We start from the raw sequence: 25634 nt of genomic DNA, 5'->3' as shown, positions 1-25634 counted from the left end.
CCGGGTGAGAACCTCGCGCCCGAGAAGAGCGGTCAGTCCGGGGGACTCGACGGCGGTCGATCCACGGTGAGGATGTACGCGCTGATCACCGTCACCCACGCCGGGAAGACCAGCGTCACCCACAGACTGAAACTGACGACCACGAGCAGGGCGAGTGCCAGCAGGTAGGTGGCGACGGCCAGCCATCGCGGCATGAGTCCGGTGCGCAGCCAGATGGTTCCCAGCGAGATCATGAACACCCCGGCCATGCGAACCCCGTAGACGTTGTTCACATGCAACATCACTTCGCGCCCGAAGAAGACGAGGTCGTTCTGCGGAACGTTGGTGAGCCGGGAGACGGCGAGGAGCCCGCCGGCGATTGCCGTCGACACGAACGTCATGGCGAGAAACAGCAGCCCACTGCCGACGAAGACGGTCGAGAAGAATCGGTCTTCGAGGTTCCCGAGCCGGTCGCGGATGACGCCGATGAACCACAGGAACGCGATGCCCGCGAAGGGTGCGAGTATCAGGGCCGCCGTGATCTGCGTCTGGTGGCGTAACCACGGGGTAGCGGCTTCGCCGGGCAGCGCGCTCCGCAGCAGGACGATGCTGGAGGCGAACAGGACACCGAAGACGACACCGGCGACGGCCGCGGCCCGTGGAGTCCGTAGCTGGTGGAACTCGGCGTCGCTCTGTGTGCGGGCCATGAGTTCAGTCTTCGCCGAGGTCGAGCTCCAGGGCAACAAGGAGCCCGAATCGTGCCCGTTCTCAGCCCGCGTCGTCGGTCCTGCCCGCCCTCACGACGACGGGGACACCCTCGTACGGCGCGAGGGAGATCGGGAAGCTGTGGAGTTCGTCGACGGTGCCGATCTGTTCGTCGGTGAACAGGTTGACCGCGGGCGATCCGGCCGGCAGGAACTGGGACTGCACGGTCGCGGCGATCTCCTCGGACGTGAAGTTGAGAACCGTGACTTCGAGACTCGAATCCGCCAGTTCGTGGACCATGACGAGCAGCCCCTTGTGCGACACGGTGGGCACGTCGAGCTGGACCGCGGTGGCGATGCCGAACCGGTTCCGGATGTCGATGATGCGGGCGAGACCGCGAGCGAAGGACGCCGGATCCTGCAGTTGCACCGGCAGACTCCCGTACAGGCTGGTGCCCCGGGGGATGCCGGACTCCGACCGGGCGGCATCGGGATTGACCCCCATCAGGTCGTGCGCGCCGCGGTTGATCCAGCGGGTGTCCCCTTCGGCGAGAAGGTCGGCGACGTCCTCGGACGGCACGGGAAGCAGCCCGCACAGATCCCAGCCAGACAGGGCGAAGACACCGGGCTGGAGCGCGTTGAACATCGCCAGGAGCAGATGCGCCTGCTTGACGGTGTCGATGTCGGCGGCATCCATCCTGTCGAGGTCGCGGATGCCGAGCGCCGCGGTGATGACGCTGGCGGTCGTGCAGGCGATCCCGTTGGTCGTGAACGTGCGGTTGTACGGGGCCCAGCGTCCGGTGAGCCGCTCGCACAGATCCTTACGGATGCGATCGCCGAGATCGGACCCTGTGACCGACTCACCGCCGTACGTGAACTCGTCGTCCTTGTGCAGCGTCGCGAAGTGGACCAGTTCGAACGTCAGCTCGTCGTGGTTCTGCAGGGCATGGACGAGCGACGCGGCGTCGACACCGTGATCGCGGGCGAGGTTCATGGTGAGCCGGAGAAATTCGGTGTTCCCCATGACGAGGGCGTGATGGTAGGCGGGACGATTGATGAAGTCGTAGGACAGGTCGGCTCCGGTGGTGCCCATCGCCTTGATGTCGTCGATGGTGAGGTTCAGTTCCTGGAACGTGAATCCCCCCATCTTCCGCACGATGCTGGCGATGAGGTGATTGGCCGCCTCCGACAGTGGATGCCCTTCCGACCACCCGGGCAGTCCTTCGGTCCGGCGTTCGACCCCGAGAAATCCGTTGGCGTCCAGTCGAAGCGCGCCCGCACCGAGGTCCGCGATGGAGTGGCAGGCATCCCCGATGACGAGCCGCATGCCCGCGAACGACGGATCCAGCCAATTGATGGAGGGCTGCCCGGCCTTGAAATAGTGCAGGTACACCCACCTGCGCTCGATGCCGTCCACCCCCTTCACCACGGGGGTCACACTCCAGTTGGTTTCCTTGACACCGAGTTCGTAGAAGATGACGCGCTGGAGTTGACCGATGATGTACCCGGCCCGGGCGAGCTGAGCCTCGGTGTCGGCGTCGATGTTGACCGAGTCCCGGCCTTCCGGCACGCGGGGAAGCAGGTGCCAATCCTGTTGTTCGATCTCCACCATGTGGTAGATGCCGGGGTAGTCGGCGTACGCCATCTCGGCGAGCCGGAAGTCGGCGCCCTTGCCGGTGTGACCGGGGACGATGTCGTCGATGACGATGCCGTCGTACGCTGCGGCGACGACGCAGAGCTTGCGGAACTCCTCCTCGGTCCCGAAGGCCGAGTCGATCTGCATGCTGATGCGATCGAAATGGCCGTCCACCGACGGCGTGGCCCGCCACCCGTTGATCCCGCCGGCCTGCTTCACCGGCCCCGTGTGCACCGCCGTCACCCCGATCTCGGAGAAGGCCTGCCACAACGACTCGTCGCCGAGCGAACTCAGAAAACTCGCACCCGGTGCCGTGATGATCGAAATCGGGTACGCCGTGAACCACACCGATCCCCGCTCCACCGCTGCGCGCGGATTCGGGTCGGCATACGGGTTCTGCCACATGCTGCCCTTGCCGGACAGCTGCTCCGCGATCAACTTCGCATCGTGCAGGATCGACTGATTGATCAGCCACTCCACATAGTTCGGGTTGTCCGGCACGGGCTCACCCGTCTGTGCATCGACCCTGGTCGCACGGCGGACCGACGGTTTCAACGGCCGAGGGCGCGCCGGGTAGAACTGCTCGTCGTAGCTGATCTCGCTGGGCTCGTGATGGATCTCGGGGTTCATGGTCCTCCGTCGTCATCTCGTCTGCTCCGCCGCACCGGTCGGCTACCCGTCCACCGTCCCACGGAAACGACCGGCCGGCATGCGGAGTTGGACGACTGTCAGCGGACCGCGGAACTGTCGGGTGCGACGAACTCGGCGGAGGCCTCGGACCACAGGCTCACCCGCCTGTCCCGGCTCTCGAAGAACTCGATCTCGCGTGTGATGCCGGAACTCTGGTCCCATCCGGGGAGGTCGAGGATGATCAGCTCCTCCATCGCGTCCATGAACACCCGGTCGACGGGCCCCCACATCGTGCCGATCGCCGTGTTGTCCTTTCCGGTGAAAGTCAGGTTGACGGGATGCGACATCGACACCTGGCTGAACACCGCATGGCCGGATTCGACGATGTATCCCGCGACTTCGTTGCTGGCGAGAAACCGCTCGTGCGTCACCGCCGGATCGGCATGGCTGTAGGGGCAGGCCAGAAAGATCTTTCTCATGGGTTCCTCGTGATTCGTGGGGCGACGGCCCCGGTACAGGGTGTGCTCATCGAGAACCCGCCGGGAGTGGATGCACGGTCCGGCACCATCCCGAGATCGCCTCGATCATCAGCGACGCGACCGCCCGGTGGGCGACGTCGTTCGGAATGTCGTGGTAGCCGCCGGGGATGACGACGCTCTGTCCGTGCTGCAGTTCCCGCGCGAATTCGGCGGCGCGGTCGGGCGTTGCGAAGGCGTCGAATTCGCCGTTGACCAACAGGATCGGCATCGTCACCGCCGGCAGGCACGCCCGCACTTTTCCTCCGGCCACGGTGAGCGCCTGCCAGAGGTTCGGTTCGGCGGGAGCCGTGTCGAAGCCGAGCGGATCGTTCTCGAGTGCGTCGAGGTACGACCGGTCCTTCGCCATGACGAGGTCCGTCCGGCCCTGCGCCTCACGCGGAAGACCCCACAGGGGCGCTCCCGTCATGATCAATCCGGTGCGCAGGGACGGTGTGCGAACCGAGAGGAGGGCCCCGGTCAGTGCGCCGAGCGAGTGACCCAGGACGACCACCGGCAGGTCGGGCCCGTCGCCGGCCATGACGTCGACGAGAACTCCTGCATTGGAAGCGAGTTCGTCCACCGAAGGGAAGAACCCTGCCGGTCCGCCGGTGTGTCCGTGGCCGAGGTGATCGGGCGCCCACACGTCCAGACCGGCCGAGTTCAGCTGCCCCGCGAGCCGGTGATAGTGACCGGAGTGTTCACCGAATCCGTGCAGGAGCAGGATCCGGGCCCAGGGCTGCGAGGCTTCCCACTGCCGGTAGTAGACCTTGTTCCTGACACCGTCGAAGAAGGGCATGTCAGGCCTCCGGACTTCCCGGATCGGTCGACGACGGTGCGGTCGGCAAGTCCTCGAACCAGGTCGGGGACGTGAGCCAGTTCAGCGGAATCGGCGGGCTCGGGTAGCCCGCGACGAGAACGACGTTGCCGTGCACCGAGTAGTCGCCGGTCTGGACGAAGACCTTCACCCGGTCGCGGAGGTTGTAGAACTCGGGGAGGTACCGCAGCTCGTGGACGTTCTCCTCACCCACCAGTGCCGAAACGAACTTCCGGGCTTCGGGGTTGGCGGTCACCATGTCCTCGGTGACGATGGCTGCTTCGAAATCCCCCACCTCGCACAGCACCGACAGCAGATCCCCGACCGACGGCAATCCCGGTGCGATGCCGAGATCGATCGTCTCGACCTGCGGCGACAGTGGAACAAGGCTCGCGGAAGACGTGCCGCTTCCCGCGTCCGCGACGTAGATCATCTCGCCGTGCCGGAGCTGGCTCACGACGGCGGCCAGGCGTTCGTGCAGCAATCGGGCTTGTGGTGCCATGGGATTCGTCCTTCGATCGATGGCGTGAGGTGTGCGGCGCAGCGCACCGGGCACTGAATGTGCTCTAGTCGACAATCGACTAGAAATCTAGGACGCTCTCGCCTGGAGGTCAAGCGCTGAACGAATCCAGATCCACGCTTGACCGATCGTCCGGGGAGGGCGCACACTTGCCTGGTCGATTGTCGACAAAGAGTCAATCGCTTCCGCGTCTACGCGCTTCCACATCCACATGACCCTCGAGGGAGAACACCATGGGCCAGCTGCTGCAGGGCAAGACAGTCATCGTTACGGGCGCAGGCGGAGGAATCGGCCTCGCCACGGCGTTGCATCTCCACGACGAGGGGGCACAGGTGGTCGCCACCGTGCACTCCGAGTCCAGCCTTCCCCAGCTGAAGGTCGACGACGATCGCCTGATCGGCCGCGTCGTCGATGTCACCGAAGAAGAGCAGGTCAAGAACCTCGTCGACTTCACGGTGGCGACGTTCGGCAAGCTCGACGGCATCGTCAACAACGCCGGCATCCTGAAGCCCGGCACCATTCTGGATGCGTCGGTCGAGGACTTCCAGAAGACGTTCGACGTCAACGTGAAGGGCGTGTTCCTGGGGTCGAAGTACGCGATTCCCGAGCTGCTGAAGGTGGGCGGCGGGTCGATCGTCAACTTCGGTTCCATCAACTCGATCGGCGCGGAGAAACTGCTGACGACGTACACGGCGAGCAAGGGCGCCGTGCTCACGCTGACCAAGGCCATCGCCCTGGACTTCGGCGCGCAGGGCATCCGCGCCAACACCCTCTGCCCGGGCTTCGTCGACACCCCGCTGAACGTCCCGCACTACACGGCACTCGGCGGCCGCGAGGAACTCGAGGCCGGGCTCCCCGACTTCCAGCCGATCGGCCGCGCCATCCTCCCCATCGAGATCGCGCACTCCGTCGCCTTCCTGCTGTCGGACCACTCCACCGCCATCACCGGAACGGCATTCGTCGTCGACGGCGGCGTTCTCGCCGGAGCCTGATCGCCCAGTCTTGCGGTGGGAGCCCTGCCGCCTCGGGCTCCCACCGCAATCCCATTTGACAGCCGACGTGACTCCCATCACCATTGATGTAATGTCGACAATTAGACGAAATGAGGTCGACCCCGATGACTTCCACTGACTCCGATGTCACCCAGCACGACGTTGTCGACGTGTTGGTGATCGGCGCGGGTCCGTCCGGCGCGGTGGTCACGCACACAGCTGCCACGGCGGGACTGAGCACCCTCTGCCTCGAGCAGGGTGACTGGGTCAACCCCAGCGACTTCCCCGCCAACCACCCCGAGTGGGAACTGCTCATCCAGCACGACTGGGCGCACGATCCGAATGTCCGTGCCCTGCCGTCCGACTACCCCGTCGACGTGACGGAATCCGACATGTGGCCCGTGATGTTCAACGCCGTCGGGGGAAGTTCCATCTTCTACGGCGCCGAATGGCCACGGCTGCTGCCCTCGGACTTCCGGGTCAAGACGCTCGACGGCGTCGCGGACGACTGGCCGATCAGTTACGACGACCTCGAGCCGTACCACGACGAGGTCGACGAATTCATCGGCGTCTCCGGAGTCGACGGCGACACCGCCTACCCCGAGGGTCTCGAATACCCGTTGCCGCCACACCCGTTGGGCAAGCCCGGCATGAAAGCGGCCGAAGCCGCGAACAAGCTCGGCTGGCACTGGTGGCCGGGCACCAACGCGATTCCCAGCCAGAAGAACAAGACACTCGAGCAGTGCGGTCGCTGGGGCGTCTGCGAATGGGGTTGTCCGCAGGGCGCGAAGGCCTCGTTCGACTTGATCTACATGCCGCAGGCGCAGCAGGCCGGCGCCCGCGTGGAGACCGGTGCGCGTGTCCGCCGGATCGTCACCGGCGACGACGGCCGCGCCGCAGGGGCCGAATGGGTGGACCGCACCGGCGCCGTCCATTTCCAGCCGGCCCGGGCAGTGATCGTCTGCGCGAACGGCATCGGAACACCGCGACTCCTGCTGCTGTCGGCCGACGAGAAGCATCCGGACGGCCTGGCGAATTCCTCGGGCCAGGTGGGCCGGAACCTCATGCTGCACCCCAACTGCACCGCCATCGGGTACTACGAGGACAACCTGGAGAGCTGGCGCGGGCCGGCCGGGCAGCTCATTCACTCCATGCAGTTCTACGACACGGACACCTCCCGCGGATTCGTCCGCGGCGCCAAGCTGCACGCCCTCCCGACTCCGGGACCGCTGAACACGATCGAGACCCACCGGCAACTCGATTTCGACGACCTGTGGGGACCGGCCATCCACGATGTCGCGCGCGCGGCGTCCAACGGAATCCTGTGGGCGGCCAACGTGGAGGATCTGCCCGAGGAACACAACCGGGTCACCCTCTCCACCGAGGAGTTCGATGCCGACGGCCTGCCGGCGCCGAAGGTCGAGTACCGCGTCAGCGAGAACACCCGCAAGATCCTGAAGTACACCGTCGACCGCATGGTCGAACTCCACGAGGCCGCGGGCGCGAAGCAGATCTTCACGCAGGAATTGTGGGTCGACCAGCCCGGGCACCTCCTCGGGACGGCCCGGATGGGCGACGACCCGGCGACGTCCGTGGTCGATTCGCACGGCCGGGCCCACGATGTCGACAACCTCTACATCGCGGACGGCAGCATCTTCGTCACGTCCGGCTCCGCCAATCCGACCTGCACGATCAGCGCCCTCGCCCTGCGGGTGGGCAAGAAGGTCGTCGAAGACGTCAACGCACGGAAGGCATCGGCATGAGCACCACACCCCTCGACCTGCAGTCGGCACCGAAACGGCGACTGTCGGTACCGGGCAGGCACACGGCACCGCCGCGGCCGCTCACGGACACCGAACTGACGACGCTGCTGCGGATCGCGGACTGTCTGATCCCCGCGTCCGGTGAGAATCCCGCCGCCAGCGAGGCCGACGAGTACCTCCGCTACCTGAATCTGGCGCTGGCTGCCCGGGCCGACGTCTTCGACGCGGTCCTCTCCGCGGTCTCCGAGGCAGCCGATCTGCACGGTGACGACCTGCGCGCGGAGATCAAGCGGATGTGGGCAGAGGACAAGTTCACGTTCGATCCGCTGTCCTCGATTCTCGCCGGCGCCTACTTCATGACCCCCCAGGTCAAAGCGCTGATCGGCTACCCCGGGCAGCACCGGGACGCCGCCGGATTCGAGGACGCGGCCAACGAACTGGAAACCGGGATACTCGATCCGGTGCTCGAACGGGGCCACTTCTACGTGTCCGCGAACGGCGAGTAGCCGGCTCGGACGCTCCCCCGCTCCGCACTGTTGATCTATTGTCGACAAGAGGCTCCCGGCGTGGTCAACGTCGAATCAACCACCATCAGAAAGGACAACCCGATGACACTGTCACCGAATCGTCCACCGGGATCGACTGTGGGTCGGCGCGAGGACGGCGACATCTCCCTCGGGCGGATCCATCAGCGCACCACGCCGGGCACGGTCGCGGGCGTCCTGCGCACGGCGATCCTCGACGGCACCCTGGCCCCCGGCAGTCAGCTCCGCGAGGCACACATCGCCGCCGACCTGGGCGTCAGCCGGGCGCCGCTGCGGGAGGCGCTGAGCATCCTCGCCGACGAAGGCCTCGTAGTGAAGATCGCGTACAAGGGTGCGTTCGTCGCCGAGGTCAGCGCGAAAGGGATGGCCGAGATCGCCAGCCTGCGCAAACGGCTCGAGCCCTACGCGATCGAGCTGGCACTGCCACGCCTGTCGGGAGCCGGCCGGACCAGAATCGTGCGGACCCTCCAGGACATGGCCCGGGGCGCCGACGACGGTGACCTGACCCGGACAATCGACGCGCACATGAGCTTCCATCGGGTGATCTACGAACTGTCCGAGCACGGCCTCCTACTGGACCTGTGGCGCAGCTGGGAATCCCAGCTCCAGTTGTTCCTCTCGGCGGATCATCAGTCGTTCCCCGATCTCCACGACGTCGTCGCCGAACACGAGCGCCTGCTCACCATCATCGACACCGGCGACCTCGAGGCGATCACCCGCGAGATCGACCGGCACGTCCACGGTTCGACCGACGCCGCCCCGGCCGCAACCGCTCCAGTCGACGGTTCTCAACCGTCGAATGCGTGAGTACGTCGACTTCCTCGGCAGTCAGCCGCCCTACGACGCGCTGGACTCCGCCGACCTCGATGCCCTGGCTCGGACGGTGGAGGTCGAGTACTTCGCCGCCGGCGCACGGATCGTCGAGGCGGGCCAGGCCCCACTCGATCATTTCTTCGTAGTCCGCACCGGCGAGGTCGAGGTGATCGACCGTGGCCGGGTCGTCGATCTCCTCGGCCCCGGCGAAACGTTCGGGCAGATCTCGGTGCTGTCCGGTCTGCCTCCGCCTCTCGCGGTCCGCGCCTCCGAAGACACACTCTGCTACCGCTTCCCCGACCCGCGGCCGGTGCTGCGGCACCCGCAGCGACTCCAGTTCGGGCACTACGGCACCCTCGTCACGCGGGAACGATTGGCCCGCTCCGGTTTGGTCGATCAGGTGTTGCGGGCGGCCCGGCATCAGATGCGTCCGGTCGTCTGGTGCCCCGCCGATGCGACCGTGGGCGAGGCCGCGTCCGTGATCACCGAGGCCGGCCAGTCGTACGCGCTGATGGACCGGGGCGGAGCGATCGGCATCGTCACCGACAACGACTTCCGGCGGGCGTTCGCCGACGGGCACGTCGACGCGCACAGCCCGGCCTCGGTCATCGCCTCGTTCCCCGCCCGGTCCGTCCCCGCCGAGACTCTCGTGGGCGATGCGTTCCTGACGATGGTCGAGTCGGGGGTGCACCACCTGGTGGTGACCGGCACCGGTGACAGACCGGTGGGGGTTCTCCGCGTCGTCGACCTCGCGTCGGCCGAAGTGCGCAATCCCCTGGTCGTCCGCCGGGCGATCGACGACGCGACCACAGTGGAGGACCTGGCGGCCGCGGCGGCCCTGCTCCCCGGAACCTGGGTCGAGTTGTACGACACCGGCGCGTCCGTCATGCACGTCGCGGGCCTGATGTCCGCGGTGATCGACGCGATCATCAGGCGGCTCGTCGAGCTGACCGACGTCGGCGACGACCACGTTCCCCACCGGACGTCCTGGCTGCTTCTCGGCTCGGTGGCCCGCCGCGAACCCCTCCCGAAGTCCGACGTCGATACCGGCCTGGTCTGGGAAGACCTGCCCGGGACGGACTCCCCCGCCCGGAAGTTGCAGAACTGGGCCGGGCGCGTCCTGGACAACATGGAACGCTGCGGCCTGCCCCGCTGCGCCGACGGCGCCAACGCGACCAACCCCCTGTTCGCGCGTTCGCGCACCGACGCGGTCGCCGCCGCGACGTCGTGGATCACGAATCCCACCCAGAAGAACGCTCTGCTGCTGTCGTCGATGATCGCCGACAGCAGACCCGTCAGCGGGATGTCGCTCGGACGCTCGGTGTCCGACGCCATGCTCGCGACCACCCGCAGCCGCGAGTATCTGTCGGCTCTGCTGCGTTTCACCACGTCCCGGCGACCTCCGGTCGGGTTCGTGCGCAACTTCGTCGTCGAGCACTCCGGCGCCAACCGCGGCCACCTCGACCTCAAGGCGGGCGGACTCGTGCCGATCGCCTCCCTGGGCCGGTGGATCGCCGTGGTCACCGGAGACGATCGCGGCTCCACTCTCACCCGGTTGCGGCGCGGCGAGGCCGCCGCTCTGCTCACCGCGGACGAAACCGAGACGCTGGTGCGCGCGTTCGAGTACGTGTACGGATTGATTCTGGGCCGCGAGATCGAGGCCATCAAGGGCAGCACAGTGGCGACGACGTGGGTCGCGCCCAACCAACTGGACACGCTCACTCGCCGGTATCTGCGTGAATCGTTCCGGGCGGTGGCCGAGGTCCAGAACCGGCTGGAAAGTGAATGGGTGGCGCGCCTTCCATGAGGGCACACCGGAGGTTCCGCCGCCCGGACACTCTGGTGTGCCCGTGGCGCGACGCCGAGTTCGCGGTCGTCGATCTGGAGACCACCGGACTGGATCTCGTGCGGGACACCATCGTGTCCTACGGGGCCGTCGTGGTCCGGCACGGTCGCATCGTCATGGCGGAGAGTGTCTACGGACTGGTCCACCCCGAGTGCGACATTCGCCCGGAGGCCGTGGCCGTCCACACTCTGCGGGAGGCGGACGTCGCCGATGCCCCACCGTTGAGCGAGGCCGTCGGCGTCCTGCGACATCTCCTCACCGACCGTGTCCTCGTCGCCCACGCGGCGTGGGTCGAGACGGCCTTCCTCTCCCGCGCCTTTCGCGACAGCGGGCTGAAGTTCCGGCCGACGGTCGTGGACACCGCTGCCCTCGCCCGTGCTGTCGGCGTGGCGCCGCGACAGCACCGGTGCGAGCCGAACCTGGAATGGCTGGCTGACACGCTCGGCCTGCCCGTCGTCGATCCCCACCACGCACTGGGCGACGCCGTCACCACGGCACAGGTGTTCCTCGCCCTGGCGACCCGGCTCGAGCACCTCGGGCACGACACCGCGCGCTCCCTCGTGGATCTGAGTGCCGGCGACCGTCGCCTCGGGCGCGGTTGACGCAAAGGTAATCCAGGCCGAAACAACTGGTGATTGAGGTCACACCGATTTGTGGTAGATTGTCGACAGTAGAACAAGCGCGGTGCATCCAGTCGCCTTCTTCCACGACAACCGAACCTCGTCTCGGCACATCCCCCGCCGAGATACCCGCGACAGAGACCAGCGAGGTCACGATGGCCATAACCCCGGAAGAGCCCCCGGTGTCCACTCAACCGCCCACCGAGCCCGACCGCCCGCTCCTCGATTCCGGAGCGGACACCGATTCCGCCTATCTGGAGAAGCTCGGCTACAAGCAGGAACTCAACCGAACGCTGGGGCTGTTCTCCGCCTTCGGAGTCCAGTTCACCTCGATCGCGATCGCCTCCGGAATCTTCACGACCCTGATCGTCGGCTTCGGGTTCTTCGGGCCTGCGTCGTTCTGGTCGTTCCTCGTCGGCGGCGGCCTCCAGGTGTTCACCGTGGGACTCGCGGTCGCGCAGCTCGTCTCGGCGTACCCACTGGCCGGCGGCGTGTACCAGATCACCGGGCGGATCACCGGGAAGCCGTGGCTGGCCTGGCAAACCGGATGGTGGCTGCTGATCGCGCACACCGTCGCGGTCACCACCGTCGCCGTGAGCATCGCCCCCTTCGTCGCCGGCTGGTTCGGCGTCACGTTCGAGGACAACACCGACGCCCTCCCGTGGGCGCTCGGCCTGATCGTGCTCGGCACCGTCATCAACATCGCCGGAGTCAAGGTCGCTGCCGTGCTCAACAACATCGGCGTGGTGGCGGAAGTACTCTGCGTCGTCGCACTGGTAGCCGTGCTGCTGATCGTGAAGCATCCGACCCAGCCGCTGTCGTTCCTGAGCGAGTCCGGCGGAACGACCACCGGCGGCAACTGGTTCGTCCCCTTCCTTCTCGCGATGATCCTTCCCGCATATGCGATCTCGTCGTTCGACGCGACCGGAAACGCCTCCGAGGAGACCAAGGACGCCGCCCGGAAGGCGCCGATGGCATCGGTGATGGCCAACGTCTCCTCCTACGTTGTCGGCATCTTCATGGTCGCGTTGATCATGCTCGCCATCCAGGACCTCCCGGCGGTCATGGAGAGCACCACCCCGGTCAAGCTGATCCTCGACACCGCGGTCGGCACCGCGTTCGCGAACATCTTCGAAGCGGTCGCGATCGTCGCCCTGTTCGCCGCCCTGGTCATGTTGCAGCTCACCGGTATTCGCGTCCTGTGGTCGCAGGCACGCGACGGCCAGATCCCCGCGGCCTCCTGGCTGCGCAAGGTGAGTGCCCAGCGGATCCCGATCAACGCGACCCTCACGATCTTCGCGATCTCCGTGGTGTTCGCACTGTGGTCCTCGCTGCTGTCCGTGCTCGCAGCGATGACGGCACTCGCCTGGGGAATGGCCTACGGTGTCGTGGTCGTCGTCGGCTTCTACGGACTGATCAAGCGCAAGTTGCCGTCCCACCCGTGGCACTACGGCATCGTCAGCCCGGTCATCTTCATCCTGGCGATCGCCTGGTCGGTCGTGCTCTGCGCGCTCCTGATCTACTCCGACCCCACCCATGTCGGCCTCGGCATGCTGCTGGTCATCGCGTCGGGCGCCGTCATCTACATGATGATCCCCAAGAGCAGGCGCGGTAAGTCCATCGACACCCAGGCCGGACACCTCTGACAGCCCACTTGCCTGACAACCGACCCACATTCGAAAGGAACTTCATGTCATCCACGCTTCGTTCCGTCACCAACATCATCGACGGCAAGGCCGTGGCCGGATCCTCCGAGCAGATGCGACAGGTCCGCAACCCGTCCACCGGCGAGGTCGTCGCCGAACTCCAGGAATCGACCGTCGAGGACGGCTATCGCGCCGTCGATGCGGCCCGCGCAGCGTTCCCCGCCTGGGCCGCGAAGACACCCGGCGAGCGCTCGCAGATTCTGCACGACCTCGCCAACCTCCTCGAGGCGAACCTGGACGAACTCGCCGACCTCGAGACCCTCGACGCCGGCAAGCCGACGACGGCGGCGAAGGGTGACGAACTTCCGGGCATCGTCGCGGCGTTCCGGCACTTCGCCGGCGCGGGCCGGGCGTTGTCCACGCAGGCCGCCGGCGAATTCACCGCCGGCAACACCAGCTTCGTCCGGCGCGAACCCCTGGGCGTCGTCCTTGGAATCACGCCGTGGAATTTCCCTCTCTGGCAGGCGGTCTGGAAGCTGGCCCCCGCACTGGTCGCCGGCAACACCGTGGTCGTCAAGCCGGCCGAGTTGACCCCGCTGGCCACCACCCGGTTCGCGGAGCTCGCGCAACAGCTGCTGCCCGCGGGTGTCCTCAATGTCGTGCACGGCAAGGGCAGTGTGGTCGGGGACGCTCTCGTTCGTCACCCCGACGTCAACCTCGTCTCCTTCACCGGTTCGACGTCCGCCGGACAGCGGATCGCCGAGGCTGCGGGTGCCACGCCCAAACGGCTGGTGCTCGAGCTGGGCGGGAACGCTCCCGTCGTCGTCTACGACGACGTCGACCTCGAGGCCGCACTCCCGATCATCACCAACGGCATCCTGTTCAACGCCGGCCAGGAGTGCATGTCGGCAACCCGGCTGCTGGTGAGCGAGACCATCCACGACACGTTCGTCGCGGCGCTCGCCGAAAGCCTGAGCGCGGCCCGGATCGGTGATGCTGCCGACAGTTCGACGGTTCTCGGACCTCTCATCTCGGAGGGCCAGCGCACCCGCGTGGCAGAGCTCGTCGACGGCAGGCCGGACCAGGCACGGGTCGTGACCGGCGGCAGGATCGTCGACGGTCCCGGCTACTTCTACGAGGCCACCCTCATCGACGGTCTGCGACAGGACGATCAGCTGGTGCAGGAAGAGATCTTCGGACCGGTGGCGACGGTCCAGACGTTCACGGACGAGGCGGACGCCCTGGAGAAGGCCAATGCGGTCGAGCAGGGACTCGCCGCGTCGGTCTGGACCCGCGACATCGGCCGAGCGCTGCGGAACGTCAACGCGATCGAGTCCGGGGTCGTGTGGGTCAACAACCACATGGCGGTCGGCCCGGAAGGACCGCTCGGCGGCTTCAAGGGCTCGGGCTACGGCAAAGAGGGCGGCGCGGCCGGACTCGAGGAATTCACCCGGCTCAAGCACGTCATCGTGAGCCTGGCGTGACGGCGCCGAGCCGCCACGACACCGCGTGGGGGACGTGGGAGCCGGCAGAGCCGGAAGACGCGGTCGGACGAGCCATCCGGCGGATCGACCTGCGCAGCGGTACGGCGTCGCCCTGGGCGCACGCCACCATGGTCGTGCCGTCGCGCGGGCGCGAGTGCTGGTTGGTGACGCTGTGGGACGGCAACGTCGACGTGTGGCGGGTCGACGACACGACCGCGAGATACGAGTTCGATTTTCGCACTCGGACCGACTAGATCTGGTCCAACCATCCGATTCGAAAGGAAGCGCGCGTGACAGTCCTTGCCATCGACCAGGGCACGTCCGGCACGAAGGCTGTCGTCGTCTCCGAGGACGGCGACGTCCTCGCGATCGCCGAAACAGCGGTCCGTCCGGCATATCTCGCTGCGGGCGGCGTGGAGCAGGACCCGATGGAACTGCTGGGCTCGGTCCTCGAAGCGGGACGGAGCGCGGTCGCGAAAGCGGGTGTGCCCGTGTCCGCCGTGTCCCTTGCCAACCAGGGTGAGACCGTCCTGGTGTGGGACCCGGACACCGGCCGCCCGCTCAGCCAGGCCGTGGTGTGGCAGGACCGCCGGTCGGATCAGCTGTGCCGCGACAAGTCCGAGTCCAAGTCGTGGGTCGAACAGCGGACGGGCCTCGTGCTCGATCCGTATTTCTCGGCGCCGAAGATGCAGTGGTTACGGCAGAATGCCACAGCATCGGGCGTGGTCACCACGACGGACACGTGGATCGTGCACTACCTGACCGGGGAGTTCGTCACGGATTCCGCCACCGCCAGCCGCTCGCTGCTCACCGACCTCGACACGGTCGCGTGGGATCCGCAGCTTCTCGATCTGTTCGAGCTCTCCGCCGAGCGGATGCCTGCCATCGTCGCCAACGACGTCGTCGTGGGAACCACGGATGTCTTCGGATCCGGCGCTGCCGTGGGCGGTCTCGTCGTCGATCAGCAGGCGGCTCTCCTGGCGGAGCGGTGCTTCGATGCGGGGACCGCCAAGTGCACGTTCGGCACCGGGGCGTTCCTGCTGGCCAACACCGGCACGCTCCCGGTCCGCTCGGCCGCCGGGTTGGCGTCGTGCGTCGCGTGGAACGTGCGCGGGAAGAAGTCGTACTGCGTCGACGGCCAGGCCTACACCGCCGCCTCCGCCATCCGGTGGATCCAGGACCTCGGCTTGATCGAGTCGGCGCGCGACCTCGACAGTGTGGCCGCGCACGATTCCGGTGGAACATATTTCGTGCCCGCGCTGGCCGGTCTCGCCGCGCCCTGGTGGCGGCCGGACGCGACGGCGTCGTTCTCCGGGATGACGTTGTCCACCGACCGGTCCCGGTTGGTGGCCGCCGTCCTCGAGGGGCTGGCGGCGCAGACGGCAGAGCTGGTGTCTGCCGTCGAAGGTGACCTGGGCGCTCCCCTCACCCGGCTGCGGGTGGACGGCGGGCTCACTCGGTCCCGCCGCCTCATGCAGGCCACGGCCGATCTGACCCAGATCCCCCTCGACGTCTATCCGTCGCCCCACGCCACCGCTCTCGGTGCGGCGGCCTGTGCCAGATTGTCACTGAACCCCGACCTGTCCCTGGAGGACGCGGTAGCCGACTGGGAACCGGCGACCACCTACGAGCCGCGGTGGTCGGTCGACCGCGCGGCAGAATTCCGACACCACTGGCGGACGGCCGCACGAGCGGCGCTGCCACAGGAGAAAAGCGATGACTGACACCCCTCCGCCCCCCGACTACGATTTCGTCGTGCTCGGTGCGGGCATCGTCGGCTCGGCGATCGCGCGGGAACTGGCCGGATACCACCACACCGTGGCACTCGTCGAGGCGCGGGACGACGTGGGCGACGGGACGAGCAAGGCGAACACGGCGATCCTGCACACCGGATTCGACGCGAAGCCGGGCACGCTCGAATCCCGCATGGTGAGCCGCGGCTACACGCTGCTCTCCGAATACGCACAGCAGACCGGGATTCCCGTCGAACGGTCGGGCGCCATCCTCGTCGCATGGAACGACGAGGAACTGGCCGCACTGCCGGGCCTGCGTGACAAGGCAGCCGACAACGGCTACACCCACTGCGACATCATCGACGCCGACGAGGTCTACCGACTCGTGCCCGCGCTCGGTGACGGCGCGCTCGGCGGGCTCACCGTCCCCGACGAGTCGATCATCTGCACCTGGACCACCAACCTCGCGCTGGCCACCGACGCCGTCGCCCGCGGGGTGACACTGCGGACGCGGACCCGTGCGGAGTCCGTGACCGTCCAGCCCGAGCGGACGATCCTGCACACGTCGAGCGGCGACATCAGCGCGCGGTGGGTGATCAACGCCGCCGGGTTGGGAGCCGACTACATCGACAAGGAATTCGGCTACGACCGATTCCACGTCACCCCGCGGCGCGGCGAACTGCTCGTCTACGACAAGCTCGCGCGGCCGTTGATCGACAAAATTGTGCTCCCCGTCCCGACATCGCGCGGTAAGGGTGTTCTGGTCAGCCCGACGATCTACGGCAACGTGATGCTCGGGCCCACTGCGGAAGACCTCACCGACCGTTCCGCGACGGCGACGTCGGAGGCCGGCTTCGAGTTCCTGCTGGGCAAGGGCGGCACGCTGATGCCCCGCCTGCTCGAGGAGGAGGTCACCGCCACGTACGCCGGACTCCGTGCCGCCACCGACTACGGTGACTACCTCGTCGAGGTCGACCACGATCAGCGCTACGTCCTGGTCGGCGGAATCCGCTCGACCGGACTGACGTCCGGTATGGCGGTGGCCGAGTACGTCGGCGAACTGCTCACCAAGGCAGGCGTTCTCGACGGCGCACGCACCGAATTGCCACCACCACCCCGGATGCCGAACATCGGCGAAGCATTCACGCGCCCGTATCAGGACGCCGAACTCATCGCGCGTGACAGTGAATACGGCAGGGTCGTCTGCTTCTGCGAGCGCGTCACGGCGGGTGAGATCCGCGACGCGTACCAGTCGCTGATCCCCCCGGCCGGACTCGAAGGGCTCCGTCGCCGCACCCGGGCGATGAACGGCCGGTGCCAGGGCTTCTTCTGCGGCGCCGAGGTCGGCTCGCTCGTCGAGGCACACCGATGCCCCGCCGGTTCGCCCGAAGCGACCGAGACCCGGAAGGAAGCCGTCCGATGAGCGCGCCCGACACCTCACGCACCGTGGTGACCGCCGATGTCGCCATCGTCGGCGCGGGTCCCGCCGGGTTGGCCGCGGCCACGCAACTCGGAAAGGTCCACGGGCGCCAGGCCCTCGTCCTGGACCGCGAAAGCCGTGCCGGTGGGATCCCGCGGCATTGTGATCACCCCGGCTACGGCATCCGCGACATGCACACGTTCATCGGCGGCCCCGCCTACGCCGAACGCCTGGTGCGGGAGGCGACGTCCGCGGGCGCCGACATCATGCCGAATGCGATGGTGACGGCGGTGCATCCCGACGGCGCGCTCGACGTCACCTCACCCGCGGGTCTCCTCCGCATCGAGTCCAGGGCGCTCGTCCTGGCCACCGGTGCCCGCGAGCGTGCCCGTCCGGCCCGCATGATTCCCGGCGACAGACCGTCCGGGGTCTACACCACCGGACAGCTGCAGAACATCGTGCACCTGCACCACGGACGTGTCGGAACACGTGCGGTGGTCGTCGGCGGCGAACTGGTGAGCTGGTCCGCGGTCATGACGCTGAAGCACGCCGGATGCAGGACCGTGCTCATGACGACGCAGTATCCGTCGCCGGAGTCCTACGCCGCCTTCAACATTGCCGGTAAGGCACTGTTCCGGCTCCCGATCGCCGCCCGCACCCGCGTCGTGCGGATCATCGGTCGCGGGAATCTGGAGGCGGTAGAGATCGAGAATCTCGACACCGGCGCACGCGAGATCGTCGAATGCGACACGGTCGTCTTCACCGGCGACTGGATCCCGGACCACGAACTCGCGCGCACGGCGGGTATCGCCATCGACCCCGGAACGAAGGGACCGCTGGTCGACACCGCTCTGCGCACCAGCCGGCCGGGTGTCTTCGCCGCGGGCAACGTCCTGCACCCGGTCGACACCGCCGACATCGCTGCCCTCGACGGCACGTTCGTCGCAGACCGGGTCGCCGCGTTCCTCGACGCCGGCGAAGCGATCGATCCGGGTGCGGTCGCCGTGCGCATCCTCGCGGCCCCACCGTTCCGCTGGGTTTCCCCCGGAGTGCTCCGGGCGGGTGACCCGGCACCACCACGACAGCGCCTGCTGCTGTGGACCGATCAGCTGGTCCGGTTCCCGAAGGTGACTGTCTCGCAGCGGGGTCGCGTCGTCGCGACCACGCTGCTGCCCTGGGCCGCCTCACCGGGACGGGTCTTCCGGGTGCCGTGGTCGATCATGGACGCCGTCGACCCGGCACTGGGGCCCGTGACCGTCGGACTGGCCAACGCACCTCGTCGGGGTACCACGCCCAATGCGGTCGGGGAATTCATTCCCTCCCGCTGCAACTGAGCACACCCCCGACACGCACTCTCGTTCAGCACTACCCCGCACACAGATTGTCGACAGTAAACTTCGATCGATCGGAAGACACATGACGGAAGTACAGGGCGGTTTGCACGGTCCCGAGATGCGGCGGGCCATCACGGCCGCCGCGATCGGAAACTTCATCACCTGGTTCGACTTCGCGGCATACGGATTTCTCGCCGTCCTGCTCGGCCAGATCTTCTTTCCCTCCGAGAACCCGGCAACGAGCCTGCTGGCGACGTTCGCCGCATTCGGGGTCGCGTTCCTGATGAACCCGATCGGCGGCTTCGTCTTCGGACGACTCGGAGACAAGGTCGGGCGCAAGAAGATCCTGGCGACGGTGATCATTCTGATGTCGCTGTCGACGTTCGCGGTCGGCCTGCTGCCGGGATACGCGAGCATCGGCCTCGCAGCCCCGGCCCTGCTCGTGACGCTGCGGATCATCCAGGGCTTCGCCGCCGGCGGCGAACCCGGCGGTGCGGCGACGTTCCTCGTCGAATCCGCGAAACGCGGTCGACGGGCGCGCACCGTCAGCTTCTGGCACTGCTCCAGCTATCTCGCCAACGCGGCGGCCTCGGTCCTCATCCTCGGCCTCAACGCCGCGCTGAGCGAGGCAGCGATGTTCGAGTGGGGCTGGCGCATCCCCTTCCTCATCGCGGGACCGCTCGGACTGGTCGGGCTCTACATTCGCCTGAAGCTGAGCGACACAGCGGAATTCGAACGACTCCAGGCCTCGGGCGAAGTCAGCGAGTCCCCGGTCAAGGACGCCCTCACGACCAGTCGCCGGCAGATCCTGCAGGTGGTCGGGTGTATTGCGCTGCAGGCCGCGGCGTTCTACTTCATCTTCGTCTACATGGAGACGTATCTGCAGTCGGAAGTGGGATTCTCGTTCGGTCTGGCCTCCGCGTCGACGGTCACCTGCCTGTGCTCGGCGGCGGTCGCCATCTTCGTGTTCGCCCGCTTCTCCGACCGCTACGGTCGCAAACCCGTGATCATCCTCGGCGCCGTCTCGAGCACGCTGATCGTCTATCCCGCGTTCATGGTGTTCGCGACGGGGAATGTCCCCGCAATCGTCGTCGCGCACGCCGCGATGGGGATCTGCCTCGCCATGTTCATGTCCGCGTCGGGCGCAGCGATGGTGGAGATCTTCCCGAGTCGTGTTCGGTACGCAGGATTCTCGATCGGATTCAACATCTCGGTCGCAGTCTTCGGCGGCACCGCACCGTATGTGGCGACCTATCTGATCGCCACAACCGGCAGTCCGTTGTCACCGTCGGTCATTCTGATCGTGACGGGCGTGATGGCCATCGTGGCGGCGGCGACGCTGCACGAAACCGCAGGCCGGAAAGTCGATGCGAGGGTGGCGGCGGAGCCCCTCCACCGCGATCCCGTCACCGTGGGTGAATAGCGGCCGAAGAACCCCGGCTGATCCCTTGACACCACCGCGGATCGACCTTAGATTTGAGATCGTTCTCTTGTCGACAATCGCCAATCTAACAATTGTCGAAGGCCAGAGCAGTTCCCGGAAGTTCACCAGTCGAGGACCCCACAACGGGCATCGACCACCACCACCGAACAAGGACACGACATGACCAAGAAGCTGGGTGGCATCCTCGCCGCCGTCTCCACTCCCTTCGCCCAGGACGGCTCCGTCGACGAGGGCGCACTGCGCAACCACGTCGACTTCCTGATCGAGAACGGACTGCACGGCCTGGTCCCCGGCGGCAGCACCGGAGAGTTCGCAGCTCTCACGCTCGACGAGCGCAAGCTCGTCAACACGGTCGTCATCGACCAGGCCGCCGGCCGCGTGCCCGTCGCACCGCAGACCGGCTCCACCCGCACCGCGGAGGCCATCGAACTATCCCGGCACGCAGCCGACTCGGGCGCCGACGCCGTCTTGCTGGTGCAGCCCTTCTACGAGGCCCCCACGCGCCACGAGGTCATCGAGTACTTCGCCACCGTCGGCGAAGCGGCGAACATCCCGGTGATCGCGTACAACCTGCCGGGTGTCACGGGAATGAACCTCGACCGCCCGTTCTACCGTGAACTGCTGGAACGCACGGACGCCGTCAAGTACATCAAGGACACGTCCGGATCGATCGAGCAGGCCTTCGACCTCATCTTCAACCTCGGCGACGCCATCGACACCTTCGTCGGCTGGGACACGATCGTGCTGCCCGCCTTCTCCGCCGGTGCCGCCGGTTCCATCTGGGGTGCGCCCAACTTCGCGCCCAAGGAGTGCGTCGCGATCTACGAACTCGCCAAGGCCGGCAAGTACACCGAGGCCCTCGAAATCTTCAAGCGGCTGTGGAACGTCCTCGACTTCCTCGGCAAGGAGGGTTACGCCGTGGCCACCAAGGCCGCCGCGCAGGCCGTCGGCGTGGACCTCGGAGTGCCCCGCGCACCGTACGGCGAGCTGCCCGCGGACAAGAAGGAAGAGCTCACCAAGCTCATCGCCGAGACCGGACTCACCTACGCCCGCTAGTCACCACCAAGAAGACCGCGCGCGTTCATCACGGAGTGACCCTTCCCCGACACGTGCGCAGAGGCCGGCAGCAGTCACCCCCGCTGCCGGCCTCGCCTCTCGCCGGCAGGCGAAGAGAAGTTCACCCCTGGCAGGGTGGAACCAGGCCACCGCAACGCAGACGAACACACGGAGGAAGATCGTGCGCTGGAGTCGAGTAGTCAACGTAGTGAAGTGTCACGTCGGGGGCGAGATCAACAACGTCGTCACCGGCGGAATCGGCGATGTCCCCGGCGCCACGGTCTTCGACAAGATGAAGCACTTCCGTGAGCACCGCGACGACCTCCGGCAGCTTCTGCTCCACGAGCCGCGGGGCTCGGTGACCCAGTGCGTCAACTTCGTCGTCCCGGCGACGGATCCCGAGGCCCAGATGGGCTACGTCATCGCCGAGTCCACGGAGTACCCGGCCATGTCGGGCAGCAACACCATGTGTGTCGCCACCGCGCTGCTCGAGACCGGCATGATTCCCATGGTCGAACCGATCACCGACATCGTGCTGGAAGCACCCGCCGGACTCATCCGCATTCGCTGCACCTGCGAGAACGGCAAGGTGACGAGCGTCGAGTTCGAGAACCAGCCCGCGTTCGCCTACGAGGTCGGGGTGCCGCTCGAACTCGACGGCTACGGCACCCTCACCGTCGACGTGGCGTGGGGCGGAATGGCCTACGTGCTCGCCGACGCCGACCAGCTGGGATTGAAGTTGCAGCCCGACGAGGCGCGCGAGATCTGCGACCTCGGGCAGAAGCTCAAGACCGCCGCCGCCGAGCAGATCCCTGCCGTGCACCCCACGAATCCCGAGTTCGCCGGCATCACCCAGACCGAGTTCGTCGGCCCGCTCTCCCGCACCGACGGGGTGCTGACCGCCCGGAATGCCGTGGTGGTCTCCCCCGGCCGGCTCGACCGGTCGCCGTGCGGCACCGGCACGTCCGCTCGACTGGCGGTGCTGAAGGCGAAGGGCCTCATCGAGGTCGGGGAGAAGTTCGTGCACGAATCGGTGATCGGCAGTCGCTTCGAGAGCCGGATCGACAGACTGACGAAGGTCGGAACGTACGACGCCGTGGTTCCCCGCGTGAGCGGCCAGGCGTACATCACCGAACTCAGCCAGGTCGGACTCGACCCCGCCGACCCGTTCCCGACCGGCTACACCCTGTCCGACACCTGGCCGACCAGCCACTGACCCGCACGTGAGTGGCAAAGTGTGCCCGGGCACTCTTTGCCACTCACGTGGGGAGCAGGGGCTTGACGGCGCGGCCGAGGAACTCGACGAATCCCAGCAGGTCCGGTTCGTCCTCGGTCGGTGCGAAGGCCACCGACGTCGCGCCCAGGCGCGCGAGCCTTCGCACCTCCTCGGCGATGGTGGTCGCGTCGCCGGCGATCCCGATTCCCGTGTCGGCCGGCTTCTCCCACCGCGCCAGTTCCTCGTCCACCCGTTGTCGCGCTCCCTCGCCGGTGGCGGCGATCTTCGGGACGACCATGCGATGCGACGACGCCCGTTCGTCGCCGATCTCCTCGACGATCAGGTCGCGGGTCCTGCGGATGTCGTCGTCACCGACCGCAGAGGTGACGAGGTTACCGTCACCCAGACGTGCCGCGAGGCGAATCGACTTGGGCCCCTCGCCGCCGAGCATCAACGGGACCCGTTCGGTGGGAGGCCAGTCGAGTTTCACACGATCGAGCCGGACATACCGGCCGTCCGTGCTCACCGATTCACCGTCCAAGAGGGCACGGAGCGCCACCGCATACTCCTCGAGGAGCGTCATCGGTGACGCCACCCGCGCGCCCACCTGCTCCATCCACCTCTGCACCCCGTGTCCGACGCCCGCGATCACTCGACCGGGAAACAACCGGGTGAGCGTGGCGATCTCCATCGCGGTGAGCGCGACGTTGCGCAACGGTACGGGCATCAACCCGACACCGACGTGGATTCGCTCCGTCCATGCCAGTGCGGCGGCGGCCGAAGCCACGCCGCTCTCCTTGAAACAGTCTTCCCACAACCAGATCTCGTCGAGGCCACTGTCCTCGGCCACCCGCACGAAGTCCTTCAACTGCTCGGGTTCGATCGTCGGGATGAACGTCACGCCCAGTCGCGGCACCGCACTCGTCATCGATCCATCATGCGGGATGGCGCCCGGCCCGCGCGGGCCATCGCCATCATTCGCGCGGCGGCGCGGTACTGGTGCGGACGACCAGTGACGTCTTCATCAACGATCGTGTGCGGGTGCCGCCACCCAGTCGATCGAGCAGGATCGTCGCGGCCGCGCGGCCCTTCTCGACGATCGGTTGATGAATTGTGCTGAGACCGAGTAGTTCTGCAACGGGTGCGTCGTCGAACCCGATGACGGACATGTCGTCGGGCACGGCGAGTCCGCGCTCGCGTAACACCTGCCACGCCGCCACCGCGTGCACGTCGGACGTCGCCACGAGGGCGGTCGGCTGAGCGGCGTCGAGCAGGATCCGGGTGGCCTCGGCACCGGCGGCGCGATCGATGTTGCCCGCCACGACGATCGACAGTTCCTCCACCGGGAGGTGGTGGTCGCGGGCCGCGGCGAAATAACCGGCAAGCCGCTCTCGCGCGTTGCGTTCGGTCGCCGCATCGACGTCGTCCGCCGTGACCATCCGGCATTCGGTGTCCTGGCCGAGCTTGTCGACGATGATCCCGATGCGTCGATGACCCAGGCTCAGGATGTGATCCATCTGCAGGTAGGCGCCGTGCCGGTCGTCGATGGCCACGAACGGTAGTCCCGCGCTTCGCGGCGAATCGACCACGACGGCCGGGATACCGCGCGCGATGATCGCCTCGACCAGAGGATGACCGTCGGGGACGTTGTGGATGACCACGCCGTCCACGAGCCCACGGAGAACCAGCGAGTTCGGTGGTGAATCCGGGGATCCACCGCGCGAGGCCGGAAACAGAGTGAGGGCGATGTCGGCCGAGTTCCCGACTTCCGCGATGCCCTTCATCAGCAGGGTCACGGACGGATCCTCGAGCGCCTGCACCGGGGAGTCGGGCACGATCACGCCGACCGCGCCGATCCGCCCCGACCGCAGACTGCTCCCGGCGATGTTCGGGCCGGCGTAGCCGAGTTCCGCGGCGACGGAATAGATGCGTTCCCGTTGTGTCGCAGAGACCTTCGACGATTTGCTGAAGGCGTAGGAGACGGTGGCGACCGATACCCCGGCCGCTCGGGCGACGTCCTTCATCGTGACCAAGTGGTACTCCCTCGTCGGCGATCATCGGCCACACCCGGCCGTTGCGCACCGGAGCGCACAATGGGCAAAGACCGATCCTAGTCCGCGTCTGGACGCTCTCCGCGTTCCCCTCGACATCACCCATTGACAGCGCTCCAGCCGGTGATACGATTCACCACCATAAGTTAATCGTTTCACCATTTCCGGTTTCACCATCCATGGGAGCACTCATGACCAAGGTCCTCTACCTCTACGGCGGCTGGCCCGGCCACCATCCGTACGACATCGCCGCATGGGCACGCGAACTGTTTTCCGAGCTGAACTACCAGGTCGAGGAGTCGCAGGACATTTTCACCCTCGATCGCGACCTGACCGGATACGACCTGATCGTGCTCGGCTGGAACAACGCGCTCACCACCGAAGACCTGAGCGATTCGCAGGAGAAGAACCTGCTCGACGCCGTCGCGGCAGGAACCGGGGTCGCGGCGTGGCACGGCGCCGCCGCCGCGTTCCGGGCGAGTCTGAAGTACCACTTCCTCCTCGGCGGCGACTTCGTCGAACATCCTGCGGGAGAGGCTTTCCCACAGCCGTACAAGGTGAGCATCACCGACCGCGAGCACGAGGTGACCGCCGGTGTCGAGGACTTCGCCGTGGCGTCCGAGCAGTACTACATGCACGTCGACCCGAACAACCGGGTACTCGCGGAGACCGAGTTCAGCGGCGAGCACCTGCCCTGGCTGGAGGGACTGCGCAGCCCGGTGGCGTGGGTGCGCCAGTGGGGCGCCGGCCGGGTCTTCTACCACTCGATCGGCCACACACCGGCCGACCTGTCGGAGCCGAACGTGCGCCGACTGACCAAGCAGGGACTGCGCTACGCCGCCCGCGTAGCGAACTGACACAGCAAGGAGA

The 25634-nt window shown here is 67.1% G+C and carries 23 protein-coding genes; 16 read left to right on the top strand and 7 right to left on the bottom strand.

Annotation, left to right across the window (positions count from 1 at the left end):
• Window positions 1-32: 32 nt before the first annotated feature.
• The 5 genes from AZG88_RS11375 to AZG88_RS11355 all read right to left on the bottom strand — a co-directional run bounded on the left by AZG88_RS11375 (window position 33) and on the right by AZG88_RS11355 (window position 4783).
• Window positions 33-686, bottom strand: a complete 654-nt coding sequence (locus tag AZG88_RS11375; RefSeq protein ID WP_025431786.1) for a hypothetical protein — start codon at window positions 684-686, stop codon at window positions 33-35.
• 61 nt (window positions 687-747) lie between these two features.
• Window positions 748-2949 (bottom strand): maltose alpha-D-glucosyltransferase, encoded by a 2202-nt coding sequence (gene treS / locus AZG88_RS11370; RefSeq protein ID WP_061697745.1) that lies wholly within the window; start codon window positions 2947-2949, stop codon window positions 748-750.
• Window positions 2950-3047: 98 nt separating this feature from the next.
• Window positions 3048-3428 (bottom strand): DUF1937 family protein, encoded by a 381-nt coding sequence (locus tag AZG88_RS11365; RefSeq protein ID WP_061042341.1) that lies wholly within the window; start codon window positions 3426-3428, stop codon window positions 3048-3050.
• A gap of 46 nt (window positions 3429-3474) precedes the next feature.
• Window positions 3475-4263: an alpha/beta fold hydrolase gene (locus AZG88_RS11360; protein WP_061042342.1), complete on the bottom strand. Its 789-nt coding sequence runs from the start codon at window positions 4261-4263 to the stop codon at window positions 3475-3477.
• Between the two features lies 1 nt (window position 4264).
• On the bottom strand, window positions 4265-4783 hold the full coding sequence (locus AZG88_RS11355; RefSeq protein ID WP_025431785.1) for an RbsD/FucU domain-containing protein: 519 nt from the start codon (window positions 4781-4783) through the stop codon (window positions 4265-4267).
• A 251-nt stretch (window positions 4784-5034) separates the two neighbouring features.
• Between AZG88_RS11355 and AZG88_RS11350 the strand changes: the two genes are divergently transcribed.
• From AZG88_RS11350 to AZG88_RS11280, 15 genes are all read left to right on the top strand, one after another.
• Window positions 5035-5793, top strand: a complete 759-nt coding sequence (locus AZG88_RS11350) for an SDR family NAD(P)-dependent oxidoreductase (RefSeq protein ID WP_061042343.1) — start codon at window positions 5035-5037, stop codon at window positions 5791-5793.
• Window positions 5794-5918: 125 nt separating this feature from the next.
• Window positions 5919-7556, top strand: a complete 1638-nt coding sequence (locus AZG88_RS11345; protein ID WP_061042344.1) for a GMC family oxidoreductase — start codon at window positions 5919-5921, stop codon at window positions 7554-7556.
• A complete protein-coding gene (locus AZG88_RS11340) occupies window positions 7553-8062 on the top strand; it encodes a hypothetical protein (protein ID WP_005244727.1) in 510 nt (169 codons plus the stop codon). Before AZG88_RS11345 ends, AZG88_RS11340 begins: the two co-directional genes overlap by 4 nt.
• A gap of 60 nt (window positions 8063-8122) precedes the next feature.
• Window positions 8123-8908, top strand: a complete 786-nt coding sequence (locus AZG88_RS11335; RefSeq protein ID WP_025431783.1) for a GntR family transcriptional regulator — start codon at window positions 8123-8125, stop codon at window positions 8906-8908.
• Window positions 8901-10721: a putative nucleotidyltransferase substrate binding domain-containing protein gene (locus tag AZG88_RS11330; protein ID WP_061697742.1), complete on the top strand. Its 1821-nt coding sequence runs from the start codon at window positions 8901-8903 to the stop codon at window positions 10719-10721. The genes AZG88_RS11335 and AZG88_RS11330 overlap by 8 nt, the downstream gene beginning before the upstream one ends.
• A complete protein-coding gene (locus AZG88_RS11325) occupies window positions 10700-11362 on the top strand; it encodes a 3'-5' exonuclease (RefSeq protein WP_061042346.1) in 663 nt (220 codons plus the stop codon). Before AZG88_RS11330 ends, AZG88_RS11325 begins: the two co-directional genes overlap by 22 nt.
• Before the next feature lie 200 nt (window positions 11363-11562).
• Window positions 11563-13026, top strand: a complete 1464-nt coding sequence (locus AZG88_RS11320) for an APC family permease (protein ID WP_005254436.1) — start codon at window positions 11563-11565, stop codon at window positions 13024-13026.
• A 44-nt stretch (window positions 13027-13070) separates the two neighbouring features.
• Window positions 13071-14510: an aldehyde dehydrogenase family protein gene (locus AZG88_RS11315; RefSeq protein WP_061697740.1), complete on the top strand. Its 1440-nt coding sequence runs from the start codon at window positions 13071-13073 to the stop codon at window positions 14508-14510.
• Entirely contained in the window at window positions 14507-14764 is a 258-nt protein-coding gene (locus tag AZG88_RS11310; protein WP_005244733.1) for a hypothetical protein, read from the top strand. The genes AZG88_RS11315 and AZG88_RS11310 overlap by 4 nt, the downstream gene beginning before the upstream one ends.
• A 36-nt stretch (window positions 14765-14800) precedes the next feature.
• Entirely contained in the window at window positions 14801-16234 is a 1434-nt protein-coding gene (locus AZG88_RS11305; RefSeq protein WP_061697738.1) for an FGGY family carbohydrate kinase, read from the top strand.
• Window positions 16227-17666 carry an NAD(P)/FAD-dependent oxidoreductase gene (locus AZG88_RS11300; RefSeq protein WP_061042350.1) on the top strand — a complete coding sequence of 480 codons (1440 nt, stop codon included), beginning with the start codon at window positions 16227-16229 and terminating at the stop codon, window positions 17664-17666. The genes AZG88_RS11305 and AZG88_RS11300 overlap by 8 nt, the downstream gene beginning before the upstream one ends.
• Entirely contained in the window at window positions 17663-18997 is a 1335-nt protein-coding gene (locus AZG88_RS11295) for an NAD(P)/FAD-dependent oxidoreductase (protein WP_061042351.1), read from the top strand. The genes AZG88_RS11300 and AZG88_RS11295 overlap by 4 nt, the downstream gene beginning before the upstream one ends.
• Before the next feature lie 82 nt (window positions 18998-19079).
• The gene (locus AZG88_RS11290; protein WP_061697735.1) at window positions 19080-20420 is read left to right on the top strand and encodes an MFS transporter; all 1341 of its coding nucleotides are present in this window, start codon (window positions 19080-19082) and stop codon (window positions 20418-20420) included.
• Window positions 20421-20600: 180 nt separating this feature from the next.
• Window positions 20601-21497: a dihydrodipicolinate synthase family protein gene (locus AZG88_RS11285; protein WP_061697733.1), complete on the top strand. Its 897-nt coding sequence runs from the start codon at window positions 20601-20603 to the stop codon at window positions 21495-21497.
• Between the two features lie 181 nt (window positions 21498-21678).
• Window positions 21679-22713, top strand: coding sequence for a proline racemase family protein (locus AZG88_RS11280; RefSeq protein ID WP_005244742.1), 1035 nt, complete (start codon window positions 21679-21681; stop codon window positions 22711-22713).
• A 43-nt stretch (window positions 22714-22756) separates the two neighbouring features.
• Here AZG88_RS11280 and AZG88_RS11275 read toward each other — a convergent pair whose 3' ends face one another.
• Window positions 22757-23641 (bottom strand): LLM class flavin-dependent oxidoreductase, encoded by an 885-nt coding sequence (locus tag AZG88_RS11275; RefSeq protein ID WP_061697730.1) that lies wholly within the window; start codon window positions 23639-23641, stop codon window positions 22757-22759.
• A 46-nt stretch (window positions 23642-23687) separates the two neighbouring features.
• Complete coding sequence (locus tag AZG88_RS11270; RefSeq protein WP_061697728.1) at window positions 23688-24746, bottom strand: LacI family DNA-binding transcriptional regulator; 1059 nt, start codon at window positions 24744-24746, stop codon at window positions 23688-23690.
• A 209-nt stretch (window positions 24747-24955) separates the two neighbouring features.
• Here AZG88_RS11270 and AZG88_RS11265 point away from each other — a divergent pair, with 209 nt between their 5' ends.
• Entirely contained in the window at window positions 24956-25621 is a 666-nt protein-coding gene (locus AZG88_RS11265; RefSeq protein ID WP_005244749.1) for a ThuA domain-containing protein, read from the top strand.
• Window positions 25622-25634 lie beyond the last annotated feature (13 nt).

The organism is Rhodococcus sp. LB1 (assembly GCF_001583455.1).
Classification (GTDB): Bacteria; Actinomycetota; Actinomycetes; order Mycobacteriales; family Mycobacteriaceae; genus Rhodococcus_F; species Rhodococcus_F opacus.
This window is presented reverse-complemented; position numbering and strand designations above follow the sequence as displayed.